Genomic DNA, 15,522 nt, shown 5'->3' on the forward strand with positions numbered 1-15,522 from the left:
TATTATTAGATTATTAACATTAAAAATAAATAATATTATGGCTTTTGAATTACCAAAATTAAAATATGCATATGACGCTTTAGAGCCTCATATTGACGCTAGAACCATGGAAATCCATTATACAAAACATCACAATGGATACACTACCAAACTAAATGCAGCTTTAGAGGGAACAGCTTTGGACGGAAAGTCTATTGAAGATATTCTTGCAAACCTAGATATGACAAACATGGCCGTTAGAAATAATGGAGGTGGTTTTTACAACCATTCATTGTTTTGGGAGGTCATTAACCCAAACGATAGAGGCTATCTTTCAGGAGAATTAAAAGACGCTATTGAATCTAAATTTGGTTCAAAGGATGCTTTTATTGAGGTGTTTAGTAAGGCAGCAGCAACCCAGTTTGGTTCTGGTTGGGCGTGGCTATGCGTTCACAAAGGCGGTGAAGTAGAGGTGTGTTCAACACCTAATCAAGACAATCCTTTAATGCCTGGAGTTGGTTGTGGAGGGACTCCAATACTAGGTCTTGATGTTTGGGAACATGCGTATTATTTGAATTACCAAAACAGGAGACCTGATTACATTGAAGCGTTCTTTAAAATTATTAACTGGAACGAGATTGAAAAACGTTATGCCGAGGCGAAGTAAGTCTAAGGAACTAACAGAGAACACCCAAGCCTTATGGTTTGGGTTTTTTTATGTTAAAGGATTCTGTAGTTTAAAGGAGCAAATGATTTTTTGCAAACGTATTGAAAATGAAAAAAGGTGAACAGATGTTCACCTTTTTTGCCCCAAATCTACCATAAACTTAACCTACTTATGTTATGGTGAATCAAATATAAGTTGACATTTTTCTAACCCCTGAATTTTTTGGACAAACGACCTATATATTAGCCTAAGCGTTGAAAGACCTCTATATACGCATTAAATAAGGGTCAAAACAGTTTTGTTTATGTAGGTTACTTAAAGTAATACTTCAATAAAAGACATAAAAAAAGGTGAACATCTGTTCACCTTTTTTTGCCCCAAATCTACCATGAACTTAACCTACTTATGTTATGGTGATACCAATGTAATTTTATTTGTTAAAACGAGCATATATACTAGACGAACTGCACAAATCCTCGATATAAAACAAATTTTATCGGATAAAGTGCCTTTTATGGTATTTTAATAGGCGCGTTGTTTATTCCCTTCATAGAAATTTATAAAGGCTCTATTAACGACTCTATTTCCTCCTGGAGTTGGATAATCACCGGTAAAATACCAGTCTCCCAAATTCTTAGGACATGCTTCATGAAGGTTTTCAACGCTTTGGAAAATGATCTTAACCTCTGCTTTTACCTCTTCATCACTAAGTAACTCGGATATCTTATCGGATATCTGTTCGTCCGTAAAGTTGCTGTAGATATCTTTTACGTAATTAATAACATTAGTGTCCTTAAGATCTACCTGAGTGAGGCATTTTTTATAGATGTCCTCCACAATATGGTATTGCCCGCTATCTTTCAATAATTCCAATGCGGCTCTAAAAGCGATTAAACTTTCTAAATTCGCCATGTCTATACCATAACAATCAGGATATCTAATTTGTGGTGCAGAAGATACCACGATTATCTTTTTAGGATTCAACCGGTCTAACATCTTAATAATACTCTTTTTCAATGTGGTTCCCCTGACTATACTGTCGTCAATAATAACAAGGTTGTCCGTAGGTTTAATAACACCATAGGTGACATCGTATACGTGGGCCACTAAATCATCCCGACTGCTATCTTCTGTAATGAAGGTTCTAAGCTTAACGTCCTTGATGGCAATTTTTTCTATTCTTGGTCTTTCAGATAAGATATCCTCTACCTTATCTGCTGATAATTCCCGTTTACCATTAAGAATGGCTTCTGTCTTTTTATGGTTGAGGTGTTCTTCTACTGTATCAATCATACCGTAAAAGGAGGTTTCGGCTGTATTCGGAATATATGAAAAAACAGTATTCTTAGTATCGTTTGCAATGGCTTGAAGGACTTTAGGCATAAGTAATCTGCCAAGTTCCTTGCGCTCCTTATAGATTTCTGCATCGCTTCCTCGCGAAAAGTATATGCGTTCAAAAGAACAAGCTTTGCGTTCTAGAGGTTCTAGTATTTTTTTAATTTCCGTACTTCCAGATTTTTTGGTAATGATGGCGTGTCCTGGATCTAGTTCAATAACGTCTTCAAAGGGGACATTAAATACCGTTTGTATTACTGGTCGCTCAGAGGCTACAACAACTACTTCGTCATCCTTGTAATAGTAGGCAGGTCTTATTCCTGCAGGATCTCTGAGGACAAAAGAATCACCATGGCCTAAGAGACCCGCTATGGCATAACCACCATCCCAGTTTTTAGCAGCTCGTCTCAATATTTTATGCACTTTTAAGCGTTCTGCTATTAAGGGAGAACATTCTATTTTTGAATAGCCTTCTTTTTTAAGGTCTTTGTAAATTTTTGAGACTGCATCATCTAAGAAATGACCGATTTTTTCCATAACGGTAATGGTATCCGCTTTCTCTTTTGGGTGCTGACCTATCTCAACAAGATTGTCAAAAAGCTCATTTACGTTGGTCATATTGAAATTACCTGCCACAATAAGGTTGCGGTGCATCCAATTGTTTTGTCTCAAAAATGGATGTACACTTTCCACACTATTTTTCCCAAAAGTTCCATATCTCACGTGCCCTAGTAACAATTCACCAATATATGGGATATACTTTTTTTGAAGGGCTACGTTGTTTTGGTACTCGGGATTTTGCGTTAGTTCTTCATTAATGCGCTTATTGATTTGAGAGAAAATATCTTGTATAGGTTGCTGAGCAATTGAACGAACGCGACTGATGTAGCGTTCCCCAGGATTAGTACTTAATTTTATACTTGCAAAACCAGCACCATCCTGACCACGGTTGTGCTGTTTTTCCATCATTAGGTACATTTTATTAACTCCATAAAAAGCACTACCATATTTTTCCTTGTAGTACTCCAAGGGTTTCAAAAGTCGAATAAGTGCAATTCCGCACTCGTGTTTTAAAGCATCACTCATTTTACGTAAACAGCTATTAGTAATTCTGGCACAAAAAAACGCGCTTCATCAAGCGCGCTTTATTATGAAAGTTCTATATCAAATTGTGTTAGGTTTTTAAATTGATCTAAACGTTTATAAATTTCTTTGTCAGTTAAATTCTGCATGCGCTCAGTTCCAAATTTTTCAACACAGAACGATGCCAATGTTGACCCGTAAATCACAGCATTTTTCATGTTTTCAAACGAAAAGTCACCAGTCCTAGCCAAATGGCCGGCAAAGCCGCCAGCAAAAGTATCACCGGCTCCTGTAGGATCAAATACCTCTTCTAAAGGCAATGCAGGTGCATAAAACACATTATCGTTATGAAATAAAAGCGCACCGTGCTCTCCTTTTTTAATAACTACATATTTAGGGCCCATCTCATGTATCTTTCTAGCCGCCACCACTAAGGAGTATTCTCCGGTTAATTGTCGCGCCTCTTCATCGTTAATAGTGATAACATCGATTTGACTTATGGTCTCATGTAACTCCTCCAGAGCACAATCCATCCAAAAATTCATGGTATCTAAAATGGTAAGCTTAGGCTTTTTATCCATTTGCTTTAACACACTCATTTGGACGGAGGGATGAAGATTTCCTAACATTACGACTTCTGCATTTCTGTAATCGTGAGGTACAATAGGCTGAAAATTGGCCAATACGTTTAATTCAGTAACTAAGGTGTCTCGGGAATTCATATCATTGTGATATTTGCCGCTCCAGAAAAAGGTTTTACCATCCTTTATAATTTCAATTCCAGAAATATCGATGTTATTTTTGGTCATCAAGTCTAAATATTTCTGGGGGAAGTCACCTCCCACAACAGAAACGACAGCAGGGTCAATATCGAATTGTGAAGCGGCCAAACCAATAAAGGTTCCAGCACCTCCTAGTATTTTGTCGGTTTTTCCAAAAGGCGTTTCAATAGCATCGAATGCCACTGTTCCGACAATTACTAATTTACTCATTAAAAGTAGTTTGAATTAAGGTGCAAATTTAAGTAAAATATATTCCCCTTAAAATTATTAATCTTTTCATTATTTGAATACTGCGAAAGCGTCATTTATTTTATCAATTCTTAGCATTTTATAGTCTAATACATAGTTTTGATAAACTCTCCATGGTGCTTTATCCCCTTGATTTGGGAGTATATTATGAGCTCTGTAAATATAACCCGAATTTAAATTTAACAATGGAGTTGGCTTTAGATTAGAATCTTTAGTTTTTGGGCATACGGATTGAAAATTATATTTATCCATATACTTTAGCACGCGGGTTATATATTCACTGGTTAAATCACTTTTTAAAGTCCAAGAAGCATTAGTATAGCCTACAAAGAGGAACAAGTTAGGTAAATCACTTAGCATGCATCCCTTATAGACATAGAGTTTTGAAATATCAATAGATGTGCTATCTACATATATCTTTACGCCACCAAGTGGTAAAATTCTTAAACCGGTAGCACTTACTATAATATCAGCTTGTAATTCCTTTCCAGATTCTAAAACAATTCCTTTTTCATTAAAGTGGTCTATTTTAGCTGTTTGAACAGAGGCTTTACCTTTTCTAATAGATTTAAACAAGTCTCCATCTGGCGCTAGACAAAATCGTTGTTCCCATGGATTATAATTGGGCATAAAATGTGGATCAACAGGCACATCCCCTAATTCTTTTTGTGCTTTTTTAACGATGTATTTTTTCATGGTATCTGGCCATTTTCTACAAGCATTAAAAAAGGCCATATCTAAGAGCACATTTTTTACTCTTATGGCTTTATGCGCTAATTTTTTTGGTAAAATAAACTTAAAAAATCTCGCCACACTATCCTTATTGGGAAGTGCACCAACATAGGTTGGTGATCGTTGAAGCATAGTCACATGATTAACCGTTTCTGCAATTTTTGGCACAATGGTTACTGCGGTTGCACCACTGCCAATAACCACTACGTTTTTATCATTTAATTCTAAGTCTTTAGGCCAATTTTGTGGATGTATAAATTTTCCTTTGTAGTTCGAGAGTCCATTATAATCTGGTGTGTAACCTTTATCATATTTATAATAACCGCTGCAATTAAAAATATATCTCGACGTGTAGGTATGCGTTTTATTAGTTTTTAAATCAACCGCTGCAATAGACCATAAATTATCGTTAGAACTGAATGCATACGAAACGGCTCGCTGATTATAAGCGATGTTTTCAGAAACATTATATTCTTTCGCAGCTTCGTTTAGATATTTTAGTATAGATGGCGCATCTGCAAAGGATTTTGCATCATCCCAAATTTTAAAAGAATATCCAAATGTATACATGTCAGAATCAGATCTTACACCAGGATATTTAAATAAATCCCATGTACCTCCTAGCGATTCTCGAGATTCAAGTATGAGATATGACTTTTCAGTATTTTTACGAGATAAGTGACATGCGGCACCTATACCTGATAAACCAGCACCAATAATTATAATATCGTAATAATTACTCATCGTTGCTGTATTATTTCCTCCCAAAATCGGCTGGGATTTCTCCCCATGCCTTGGTTTCCCATTTTACTATGGTGGTCGTATAATTATTTTCCTTAAGCCACTTCAACGCCCTATCAACAAGTTGAAACACGGGTGTATTTTTTTTAGTCCGTTGCAATTTGGAATTGCAGGTTTTCTTCCGTACCCAGCTCATGGCAGTTTTGGAGTCCGTATAAATAATGCGGTCACTGTTGTGCTGTTTTAAAAAGGCGAGACCATGAACTATGGCCAAAAATTCACCAATATTATTAGTAGCTTCTTCAAAAGGGCCTTGAATGAATAGTTGTTTTTTAGTAACTGTATCAACACCGCGATATTCCATTTTTCCCGGATTACCACTCGAAGCGGCATCTACACTAATAGAATTAGGGTTAGGTTTTCCAATTTTTTTGAGTTGCTCGTCAGACAACTCACTTGTAAAGGATTTTTGTTTTCCTATGTGTAACCTGTAATCTTCTTTTAATGCTTTTTTAGCGGCTTCAAAAGTTGAGAATGATTTGTATTGCGCACCTTTAAAATCCTTTATTTGCGCTTTACAATCTTCCCAAGATTCGAATATGCCAGTATGATGACCTTTCCAAACGGTATAATATTTTTTCTTCTTCTTACGCATTTAAAAGCTTGTCAACCACTTTTGGGAAGTGTTCCATTTCTAATTTATGAATTTTAGCGGCAACATCTTCTGGGGTGTCTGTAGGTAAAACAGCACACTTTGCTTGAAAAATGGTTGCACCTTCATCATAATTTTCATTGACATAATGAATAGTAATCCCTGTTTCAGTCTCTTTTTTCATTACCACGGCCTCATGAACGTGCATGCCATACATCCCCTTACCACCAAACTTAGGAAGTAAGGCAGGGTGAATATTTATGACCTTTCCGGGGAATGCATTGAGAATAAATTGAGGGAACTTCCATAAAAACCCGGCTAATATAATTAGGTCCGGTTTAGAGGCCTTTAGTATATTTAGGACGTCATCAGTTTTAAAAAAAGCCACTCTATTAAATGATAAAGCACTGATGTTTAAATTTTTGGCCCGTTCTAAAACTTTAGCATGAGGATTATTTGTCAACACTTGGATAACGGATACCTTATCATTGTTTTGAAAAAACCTGATTAAATTTTCAGCATTACTCCCCGAACCGGAGGCAAAAATTACAATACGCTTCATTCTCAATTAATACGTTTCTTATTAAGAGCAAAAAAAAGAATAAAAATTAACAATTAAGGGCCTTTCAAAAAAATACATATACTGATTTTAAGTATTAAGCGCTTATTTTATCGGTAAAAATGTTTTTTAAAATAAAGTTTTTTATTTTTGCGGTCTAATTAAAACTTAAAATTAAAAGATTATGTCAGACATTGCATCACGAGTAAAAGCGATTATCGTAGACAAATTAGGTGTTGATGAGAACGAAGTTGTAGCCGAAGCGAGCTTCACTAACGATCTAGGAGCAGATTCATTAGACACTGTTGAGTTAATAATGGAGTTTGAAAAGGAATTCGATATTCAAATCCCAGACGATCAAGCTGAAAATATTGCAACAGTTGGTCAAGCAATCTCTTACATAGAGGAGGCAAAATAAAAAGTTATTTATGAAATTAAAGCGAGTCGTTGTTACTGGGTTAGGTGCACTGACGCCCATTGGTAATACCATAGATGAATATTGGGATGGTCTTGTCAATGGAAGAAGTGGTGCTGCTCCTGTAACTTATTTTGATGCTGAAAAGTTCAAAACACAGTTCGCTTGCGAAATAAAAAACTTTAACGTTACTGACTTTATTGATAGAAAGTTAGCGCGAAAAATGGACAAGTTTTCACAATATGCTATGGTAGCCTCAGACGAAGCTATAGCCGATTCAAAACTTGACCTTGATACTCTAAACAAATATAGGGTAGGCGTAATATGGGGTGCTGGAATTGGCGGCCTAGAGACCTTTCAAGAGGAGGTTTTAAATTATGCTGCTGGGGATGGTACGCCAAGATTTAATCCCTTTTTCATTCCTAAAATGATTGCTGATATTGCACCAGGTAATATATCCATTAAATATGGGTTTATGGGGCCAAACTATACAACGGTCTCTGCTTGTGCATCATCAGCTAATTCTTTAATAGATGCTTTAAATACTATCCGTTTAGGTCACTGTGATGTGATTATTACGGGTGGAAGCGAAGCCGCAGTAACTATTGCCGGTATGGGCGGTTTTAATGCTATGCATGCGATGAGTACGCGTAATGACAGTCCTGAAACGGCGTCAAGACCTTTTGATGCCAATCGTGATGGTTTTGTTCTCGGTGAAGGTGCTGGGGCGATGATACTGGAGGACTATGATCACGCAAAGGCTCGAGGCGCTAAAATCTATGCAGAAGTTTTAGGTGGGGGTTTATCTTCGGATGCTTACCACATGACGGCACCGCATCCCGATGGGATAGGAGTTGTGGCTGTTATGAAAAATTGTTTAGAGAACGCAGGATTGAATCCCGAAGATGTAGATCATATTAATACACATGGCACATCCACCCCGCTCGGAGATGTCGCCGAACTAAAAGCTATATCAGAGGTATTTGGCAGTCACGCTAAAAACATCAATATTAATTCAACAAAATCAATGACAGGTCATTTGTTGGGTGCTGCTGGTGCAATTGAAGCTATTGCTTCAATATTGGCCATGCAGCATGGTATTGTACCACCAACGATTAATCATGAAACTGTTGATGAAAATATTGACCCTCAGTTGAATTTAACACTTAATAAAGCTCAGAAACGAGATATAAAGGTAGCTATGAGTAATACATTTGGATTTGGCGGTCACAACGCCTGTGTATTATTTAAAAAATTAGATTAAATCCCGAATGAGTCTCATTCGCAACATACTAAATTCCCGTTCTAATGAAGACGGGAATTTTTTTTTAAACCTAAAGGAAATTCTAGGTTATAAACCCAAATCAAAATCTTTATACATAAAAGCGTTTACACACCGCTCAATGAATATCAAGGATAATGATGGTAATGCTATTAATTATGAACGCCTAGAATTTGTTGGAGATGCCATGCTAAGTGCTGTAATTGCCGCGTATCTTTTTGAGCAAGTGCCACATGGCGATGAAGGCTATCTCACAAAGATGCGTTCTAAAGTAGTTAGTAGAGAACACCTTAATGAATTGGGTAAAGAACTAAATTTAATTGGGCTAGTAAAAAGTAAGATTCCGAAATCTAATTTTGGCAACAACATACATGGCAATCTATTTGAGGCCTTGGTTGGAGCAATTTATTTGGATAAAGGATATAAATTCTGTGAGCGTTTTATTTACGAGCGTGTCATTAATCCGCATGTAGACATTGAAACGCTTGAAGGAAAAGTAATAAGCTACAAAAGTCTTTTGATTGAGTGGTGCCAAAAAGAAAAAAACACCTTTGATTACGAGGTTTATGAAGATACAGGCAGAGATGAACTAAAGCATTTTTCCGTAAAACTGAGCATTAATAATAAGGTTGTATCAAAAGCAAGGGCCACTTCTAAAAAAAAGGCTGAGGAAAAGGCCTCGAAACGGGCATTTTTTGCATTTCAAAAGCAGATTGCGAGACGCACCTAAATTTCCCTAAAGAATATCTTAACAACAACTAAATCGTTTTCGTGTGTTTTCATGGTTAAGAATATCCAAAAGATAACCAAACAAAGTATTTTATATTTTATATTTAACACCAAACTTGTAACGTATGGCTTTGCATCGACTTCTGGTAGATGATTTTTATAATGATGCCTACAAGCTTATTGCTATACATTGTAGGTTACCAGATTACCGCTTGGCTTATCTTTTAAACCATAGCTTAGGCTTAAATTTGCGACGTAAGGATGACGACTTGGATTTTGAATACTTAAAATCTTCCTATAGTATTTTTGAATGGGACAATAAATTTCAGTATGTTACATGGAATTTAGTTTCTAATGTGTGTAAAAAAGAGGAGGATAGCCTATATAGTTCAGGGACCTTATTTCAAAAGAAACAAAAGGTGCTTAAGACCTTTAATTTAATTCCAGAATACAAAGAGGTTGACTACTTCATTAAAATTTCCAACGAAATCAATAATGTGAACGAAAGACTTGTGCTAAATAAATTGCAAAACATACCCCAAATAGTCACAAGCTATGCGGTCAACCCTTTAAAACTAAAATCTAGAGATCATTTAATTTTTTGATTTAATGCAAAATAAAAAGACAAAAATAGTAGCCACCCTAGGACCGGCTACCAGTACAAAGGAAGTGTTGAAACAAATGTTGGACGAGGGTGCTAATGTGTTTAGAATTAACTTTTCACACGCCAACTATGAAGACGTAGAGGAGCGTATAAGAATGATTCGGGAACTCAATGATGAGTATGGTTATAATGCGGCCATTTTAGGAGATTTACAAGGGCCAAAATTACGAGTAGGAACCATGAAAGGCGATGTAATAGTTGATGAGGGAGATGAAATTATATTCGCTACAGGGGAACGATTTGACGGTACAAAGGAGCGGGTATATATGACCTATGAAAAGTTTCCTCAAGATGCTAAACCAGGTGAGCGTATTTTACTTGACGATGGGAAGCTTATTTTTGAAGTGGTTTCAACAGATGGAAAATCAGAGGTAAAGGCTAAAGTCATACAAGGTGGACCTTTAAAGTCAAAAAAGGGGGTCAATCTTCCAAACACCAACATTTCTCAGCCAGCTTTAACAGAAAAGGATATTGAAGATGCTTTATTTGCCATTAAACAACAAGTAGATTGGATAGCTCTATCTTTTGTTAGGCATGCAGAAGATTTAATGGAATTGGAGAAACTCATCAGCGAAAACAGTAAATATAAAATTCCTATTATAGCCAAAATAGAAAAGCCTGAAGCAGTAGAAAATATTGATAAAATTGTGGCCTATTGTGATGGTTTAATGGTTGCTCGAGGAGATTTGGGTGTTGAAATTCCTGCTGAAGAGGTGCCTCTAATCCAAAAGAAGTTAGTTCTACGAGCAAAGCGCGCAAGAATTCCTGTAATTATTGCCACCCAGATGATGGAGACCATGATTAAGAGCTTAACACCAACACGTGCTGAGGTAAACGACGTCGCCAATTCTGTAATGGATGGTGCCGATGCGGTAATGTTATCAGGTGAGACCTCAGTAGGGCAGTATCCCGTTCAGGTCATTCGACAAATGTCAAATATTATAAGAAGTGTAGAAGACTCGCATTTGATTGAAGTTCCACAGTCACCGCCTCATATCCGCACAAAACGTTATATCACCAAGGCGATATGCTTTCATGCGGCTAATATGGCTAACGAAATCAATGCCAAAGCTATTTCTACTTTAACGAATAGTGGCTATACGGCCTTTCAGATTTCGGCATGGCGACCCCAAGCCCATATTTTGGTCTTCACCTCCAATCATCGCATCTTAACACAGTTGAGTTTACTTTGGGGAGTAAAAGCTTTTTATTATGATAAATTCGTGAGCACTGACGAGACTATTGAAGATGTTAACGCTATTGCCTGTAAAAAGGGCTATTTAGAAGTTGGTGACATGCTTATTAGTTTAGCCGCTATGCCTATAAAGGAGCGAGGCATGGTAAACACCTTACGTGTTACAGAAATAGAAAGTTGCAGTTTTTAAAACTCAAATTTCAATTGAACGCTAATGGCATCTTTTTCATCGTCTTCCTTATTTCGATCAGACTGTGCTGTATTTAAATTAGATAGTGAAATACCTAAAAGACGTACGGAGTCTTTCAAATGGTCTTGGTACAATAAGGCCTTGGCTGTCTCAAGGATTATTGCTTTATCCTGAATATAATATGGAAGTGTTTTACTGCGGGTTTGTTGGGTGAAATCGCTATATTTTATTTTAAGTGTTATGGTTTTTCCTGAGATGCCACTTTTATTGAGGCGTCTTGACACTTCTTCTGAGATATGCTCTAGCTTTTCGAGCAAAAAGATTTCTGAAGAGAGGTTCTTACTGAAAGTGCGCTCAGCAGCTAACGATTTTCTGGTCCGATTAGGTTTTACCGCGCTGTTGTGAATACCTCTAACGATATAGTAATAATGAGCTCCCGATTTTCCAAAATTATCTTCGAGGTAGCCAAGAGATTTTGCTTTTAAATCTTTTCCTGTAAAAATGCCCTTTTGGTACATTTTCTCAGCAGTTACCTTTCCAACACCGTAAAATTTACGAATATCCAATTCCTCTAAAAATTGAAGAACATCTTCTGGATTCACTGTCTTTTGGCCGTTTGGTTTGTTGTAATCGCTTGCTATTTTTGCAATAAACTTATTAATGGAAATTCCTGCTGATGCGGTTAAACCCACTTCTTCTTGAATACGTTGTCTAATCTTTTTGGCGATTAGAGTAGCACTTGGCATTCCAATTTTATTTTCAGTGACATCGAGATAGGCCTCATCCAAGGATAAAGGCTCTACCAAGTCTGTGTAATCTAAAAAAATGCTTCTAATTTGTTGAGAGATGTCTCTATAACGGTCAAACCGCGGAGCTACAAAGATTAAATGTGGACATAACTTTTCAGCTATTCGACCCGACATGGCACTTTTTACACCAAATTTTCTTGCTTCATAACTGGCGGCACTAATAACACCGCGATTAGTACCACCACCAACCGCAACTGCTTTACCCCTGAGACGTGGGTTATCCATTTGCTCTACGGAGGCATAAAAGGCATCCATGTCTACATGAATAATCTTTCTAATAGGAAGTGAGTCGTCCATCTTTCAAATTTATAATATCTTTAGCAAAGGTAAATTTAGAAATGGGTAAAACAGCTATCTTATTGGGAGCAACTGGTGTAACAGGAGGGTTTGTGCTAGACTGTCTCTTGAAGGACAACCATTACAACAGTGTTATAGTCTTTGGTCGTTCATCGGTGGGTATTGAACATTCTAAGTTAACGGAACACATTGTGGACCTGTTTGAATTAAAAAAGCAAAAGGCGCATTTTAAGGCAGAGGTTGTTTTCTGTTGTATTGGTACAACAAAGAAAAAAACACCAAATGAAGACTTATATAGAAAAATTGATTACGGAATCCCAGTGACTGCAGCAGAACTGGCCAAGACCAACGATATCCATACATTTTTGGTCATGTCTTCCCTAGGCGCGGATAAAAATAGTACTCTTTTTTATAACAGGACAAAGGGTCAAATGGAAGAAGCTGTGTTTTCCCAAAAAATTTCAAAGACTTATATACTTAGACCTTCCCTAATAGCTGGAAAACGCAACGAAAAACGTCTCGGAGAATATATTGTAAAAGGCCTAATGCGTTTAGTTAATCCGTTTTTAATCGGGAGTTTCAGAAAATATAAATCCATACCTTCTGAACATATAGCCAAAGCCATGGTATATTTAGCCAACGGTAAGCGCGATTCAGGTGTTGTACTTTCAGATGAACTAAATGATTTAGCAAAACTATGGCCATAGAGATTGAACGTAAGTTTTTAGTCACTTCTGATGCATTTAAAAAGGAAGCGAGAACCAGTTATAGGATTAAACAAGGATTTCTAAACAGTCATGAAGAAAGAACCGTAAGGGTAAGATTAACAAAAGATAAAGGCTATTTAACCGTTAAAGGTAAATCTACTAAAGATGGTCTCTCTCGATTTGAATGGGAACAAGAAATTTCAATAATAGATGCCAATGCTCTTTTGATTCTCTGTGAAGAAACAATCATAGATAAAGTGAGATTTGAGGTACACATTGGATATCACACCTTTGAAGTTGATGAATTTAAAGGTGAAAATAAAGGCTTGATTATAGCCGAAATAGAGTTAAATGCAGAAGATGAGGTCTTTAAAAAACCGTCATGGTTAGGCAAAGAGGTCACGGGGGATATAAAATATTACAATTCACAATTGGCCAAGAATCCTTACCAAAATTGGTAATCTAAGATTAAAAAAAAAGCTCTGAATCTATGTTCAGAGCTTTTTTTAATGCCTTAAAGGTTATTGTGCTTGTGGTGCGCCACTTACAATAATAAATTCTGAGCGTCTATTTTCTTGGTGCTGTTCTTTGGTACAACCACCGCTACAGTCTATTTTAGGTTCAGATTCACCTTTACCTTCTGCAGTAATGCGAGATTCATCAATGCCTTTAGAAATGATATACTGCCTAGTAGATTTAGCCCTGCTATCAGATAATCTCATATTATAAGATTCAGAACCTCTAATATCGGTATGCGAGGTCGTCTTAATGGTCATATCAGGATATTTGTTCATAATTTGAACGATTTTATCCAATTCAAAAGCAGCTTTCGCTGTAATATTGAATTTATCGAACTCGAAATAAATAGGTTCAAGTTCGATGCGATCTGCTACTATGAGTTTTTCTATTGGGTCTAGGGATATTTGAACCTCTTGTTCTTCATCCCTTGTTCCTTTAACTACAACTTGTCTACTGTTGTAATCTGGCATTTCTACTTCTAGCTGTGTATCTTCTTCACACTCTACTATGAATTCAGCTATACCTTCAGAATTTGTTGGTTTTGAAACCACTTTGTTTCCTTGATTATCGAAAAGCGTTACGGAAGCCCCACTTATTGGCTCACGTGTTTTATCATCTAAAACAATTGCTTTTACAAGAACATCACATAAGGGCTGTAGTTTTTTAATGAGATAAATATCATCCCCGCCTTGTCCGCCGTCTCTATTTGAGGACAAAAAACCCTCACCAGACTCTTCGTCAATTGTAAACGCAAAGTCATCGGCGTTGCTACTGATGGGAATGCCCACATTGCGAATAGGAGCCATTTTACCGTCTATTTCTTTAGTGTAAAACACATCCATACCGCCAAGACCTAAATGTCCGTTAGAGGAGAAATATAAGGTGTTATTACTGCTAATAAATGGAAACATTTCCTGTCCTTCAGTATTTACTTTTTGTCCTAGATTTACAGGCTCTCCAATACTACCGTCATCATTGATGGGCGCTTTATAAATATCAAACTGCCCATAACCTCCTGGCATGTTTGATGAAAAGTACAACATTTTACCATCTGCACTGACGGATGGATTCTTAACTGAATAATTAGCACTATTAATGGATAAGGGTTCAACAGTGTCCCAATCTGAACCAAGCTTAGTAGCTTTAAAAATGTACAATTGACCAAAGCGATTATTACTTAATGAATCTTTTTTATAGTCTTTTTCAAAATAACTTTCTCGCGAAAAGTACATTGTATTTCCATCAGGGGTAAACGATGCTAATCCTTCATGATATTTAGTATTAATCTTATCATTCAGTAATTCAGCCTCTTGATAGGAACCGTCTGAGTTTTTGGTTAGTCTGTACATATCCAAAAAAGGCTCATTGTTCCAACCATAGGTTTTTCTATTGTCATTTCTGGCAGAAGTAATATAAAGTATGCCGTTATCCATAGTGCCGCCAAAATCAGACTGTTCTGAATTGAACATGGCATTTTGTACATTAAACTTTTTGCCTTGTTCTAATATTTTTGGAAGGTAATCTGGATTTTTTCTAAATTCTGTAGCTCTATCATCTGAAGGCCGCATAGAGGCGAAACGCTCCATTTGCTCATTGGATTCTTTGTATTTCCCATTGGCTTTAAGCATTTGGGAGTACCTGTATATCATTTCGGGATCATTAGAAGTTTCTAAGGCCTTGGCATACCAGCGTTCAGCTTCAACTGTATTGAAAATATTGTAATAACTTTCGGCGAGTTGTCCGTAAACATAGGCGTCTCCCTTTCCATTTTCTACAAGCTTATTGTAACTTTTAGCAGCTTTAACAAATTCAAATCTCTCAAATTCTTTATCTGCTTTTTTTGTATTACTATTTTGAGCAGTTAAGCTTAAACTACTCATCAACGTAATAAATAATAGGGTTTTTAAGTTTTTCATAATTTAATTTCGCTTAACTG

At 36.6% G+C, this 15,522-nt stretch carries 15 protein-coding genes; 8 read left to right on the forward strand and 7 right to left on the reverse strand.

The genetic code is table 11. The annotated features are described in order from the left end of the window. Nucleotides 1–37 precede the first annotated feature (37 nt). Entirely contained in the window at nt 38–646 is a 609-nt protein-coding gene (locus tag CA834_RS02080) for a superoxide dismutase (RefSeq protein ID WP_094967000.1), read from the forward strand. A gap of 522 nt (nt 647–1,168) precedes the next feature. On the opposite strand, the gene CA834_RS02085 is transcribed toward CA834_RS02080, so the two are convergent. The 5 genes from CA834_RS02085 to purN form a co-directional block, all read right to left on the reverse strand. Further along, on the reverse strand, nt 1,169–3,067 hold the full coding sequence (locus CA834_RS02085) for an amidophosphoribosyltransferase (RefSeq protein WP_094967001.1): 1,899 nt from the start codon (nt 3,065–3,067) through the stop codon (nt 1,169–1,171). Between the two features lie 62 nt (nt 3,068–3,129). Then, entirely contained in the window at nt 3,130–4,056 is a 927-nt protein-coding gene (locus CA834_RS02090; protein ID WP_094967002.1) for a PfkB family carbohydrate kinase, read from the reverse strand. 69 nt (nt 4,057–4,125) lie between these two features. After that, nucleotides 4,126–5,571, reverse strand: a complete 1,446-nt coding sequence (locus CA834_RS02095) for a flavin-containing monooxygenase (RefSeq protein WP_094967003.1) — start codon at nt 5,569–5,571, stop codon at nt 4,126–4,128. A 10-nt stretch (nt 5,572–5,581) separates the two neighbouring features. Beyond that, nucleotides 5,582–6,223: a ribonuclease H1 domain-containing protein gene (locus tag CA834_RS02100; protein WP_094967004.1), complete on the reverse strand. Its 642-nt coding sequence runs from the start codon at nt 6,221–6,223 to the stop codon at nt 5,582–5,584. Then, nucleotides 6,216–6,782, reverse strand: coding sequence for a phosphoribosylglycinamide formyltransferase (purN, locus tag CA834_RS02105; RefSeq protein WP_094967005.1), 567 nt, complete (start codon nt 6,780–6,782; stop codon nt 6,216–6,218). The genes CA834_RS02100 and purN overlap by 8 nt, the downstream gene beginning before the upstream one ends. Nucleotides 6,783–6,963: 181 nt before the next feature. Here purN and CA834_RS02110 point away from each other — a divergent pair, with 181 nt between their 5' ends. The 5 genes from CA834_RS02110 to pyk all read left to right on the forward strand — a co-directional run bounded on the left by CA834_RS02110 (nt 6,964) and on the right by pyk (nt 11,254). Continuing rightward, a complete protein-coding gene (locus CA834_RS02110; RefSeq protein ID WP_009778413.1) occupies nt 6,964–7,197 on the forward strand; it encodes an acyl carrier protein in 234 nt (77 codons plus the stop codon). 10 nt (nt 7,198–7,207) lie between these two features. Next, nucleotides 7,208–8,458: a beta-ketoacyl-ACP synthase II gene (gene fabF / locus CA834_RS02115; protein WP_094967006.1), complete on the forward strand. Its 1,251-nt coding sequence runs from the start codon at nt 7,208–7,210 to the stop codon at nt 8,456–8,458. Between the two features lie 7 nt (nt 8,459–8,465). Continuing rightward, nucleotides 8,466–9,206 (forward strand): ribonuclease III, encoded by a 741-nt coding sequence (gene rnc / locus CA834_RS02120; RefSeq protein WP_094967007.1) that lies wholly within the window; start codon nt 8,466–8,468, stop codon nt 9,204–9,206. A 124-nt stretch (nt 9,207–9,330) separates the two neighbouring features. After that, nucleotides 9,331–9,810, forward strand: a complete 480-nt coding sequence (locus CA834_RS02125) for an IPExxxVDY family protein (RefSeq protein ID WP_094967008.1) — start codon at nt 9,331–9,333, stop codon at nt 9,808–9,810. Nucleotides 9,811–9,814: 4 nt separating this feature from the next. After that, complete coding sequence (pyk, locus tag CA834_RS02130; protein ID WP_094967009.1) at nt 9,815–11,254, forward strand: pyruvate kinase; 1,440 nt, start codon at nt 9,815–9,817, stop codon at nt 11,252–11,254. On the opposite strand, the gene dinB is transcribed toward pyk, so the two are convergent. Beyond that, on the reverse strand, nt 11,251–12,360 hold the full coding sequence (dinB, locus tag CA834_RS02135; RefSeq protein WP_094967010.1) for a DNA polymerase IV: 1,110 nt from the start codon (nt 12,358–12,360) through the stop codon (nt 11,251–11,253). The genes pyk and dinB overlap by 4 nt on opposite strands. Nucleotides 12,361–12,401: 41 nt before the next feature. Between dinB and CA834_RS02140 the strand changes: the two genes are divergently transcribed. Beyond that, a complete protein-coding gene (locus CA834_RS02140; protein ID WP_094967011.1) occupies nt 12,402–13,067 on the forward strand; it encodes an NAD(P)H-binding protein in 666 nt (221 codons plus the stop codon). Next, complete coding sequence (locus CA834_RS02145; RefSeq protein WP_094967012.1) at nt 13,058–13,528, forward strand: CYTH domain-containing protein; 471 nt, start codon at nt 13,058–13,060, stop codon at nt 13,526–13,528. Before CA834_RS02140 ends, CA834_RS02145 begins: the two co-directional genes overlap by 10 nt. Before the next feature lie 60 nt (nt 13,529–13,588). On the opposite strand, the gene CA834_RS02150 is transcribed toward CA834_RS02145, so the two are convergent. Further along, entirely contained in the window at nt 13,589–15,502 is a 1,914-nt protein-coding gene (locus CA834_RS02150; protein ID WP_094967013.1) for an OmpA family protein, read from the reverse strand. Nucleotides 15,503–15,522: the final 20 nt, after the last annotated feature.

Source organism: Winogradskyella aurantia, assembly GCF_002266855.1.
Taxonomy (GTDB): Bacteria; Bacteroidota; Bacteroidia; order Flavobacteriales; family Flavobacteriaceae; genus Winogradskyella; species Winogradskyella aurantia.

Coding starts and splice junctions, on each gene's coding strand:
- CA834_RS02110 (WP_009778413.1), top strand. CDS start 6,964: ATGTCAGACATTGCATCACGAGTAAAAGCGATTATCGTAGACAAATTA.
- CA834_RS02080 (WP_094967000.1), top strand. CDS start 38: ATGGCTTTTGAATTACCAAAATTAAAATATGCATATGACGCTTTAGAG.
- CA834_RS02145 (WP_094967012.1), top strand. CDS start 13,058: ATGGCCATAGAGATTGAACGTAAGTTTTTAGTCACTTCTGATGCATTT.
- purN (WP_094967005.1), bottom strand. CDS start 6,782: ATGAAGCGTATTGTAATTTTTGCCTCCGGTTCGGGGAGTAATGCTGAA.
- CA834_RS02100 (WP_094967004.1), bottom strand. CDS start 6,223: ATGCGTAAGAAGAAGAAAAAATATTATACCGTTTGGAAAGGTCATCAT.
- CA834_RS02090 (WP_094967002.1), bottom strand. CDS start 4,056: ATGAGTAAATTAGTAATTGTCGGAACAGTGGCATTCGATGCTATTGAA.
- fabF (WP_094967006.1), top strand. CDS start 7,208: ATGAAATTAAAGCGAGTCGTTGTTACTGGGTTAGGTGCACTGACGCCC.
- pyk (WP_094967009.1), top strand. CDS start 9,815: ATGCAAAATAAAAAGACAAAAATAGTAGCCACCCTAGGACCGGCTACC.
- CA834_RS02085 (WP_094967001.1), bottom strand. CDS start 3,067: ATGAGTGATGCTTTAAAACACGAGTGCGGAATTGCACTTATTCGACTT.
- CA834_RS02095 (WP_094967003.1), bottom strand. CDS start 5,571: ATGAGTAATTATTACGATATTATAATTATTGGTGCTGGTTTATCAGGT.
- CA834_RS02140 (WP_094967011.1), top strand. CDS start 12,402: ATGGGTAAAACAGCTATCTTATTGGGAGCAACTGGTGTAACAGGAGGG.
- rnc (WP_094967007.1), top strand. CDS start 8,466: ATGAGTCTCATTCGCAACATACTAAATTCCCGTTCTAATGAAGACGGG.
- CA834_RS02150 (WP_094967013.1), bottom strand. CDS start 15,502: ATGAAAAACTTAAAAACCCTATTATTTATTACGTTGATGAGTAGTTTA.
- dinB (WP_094967010.1), bottom strand. CDS start 12,360: ATGGACGACTCACTTCCTATTAGAAAGATTATTCATGTAGACATGGAT.
- CA834_RS02125 (WP_094967008.1), top strand. CDS start 9,331: ATGGCTTTGCATCGACTTCTGGTAGATGATTTTTATAATGATGCCTAC.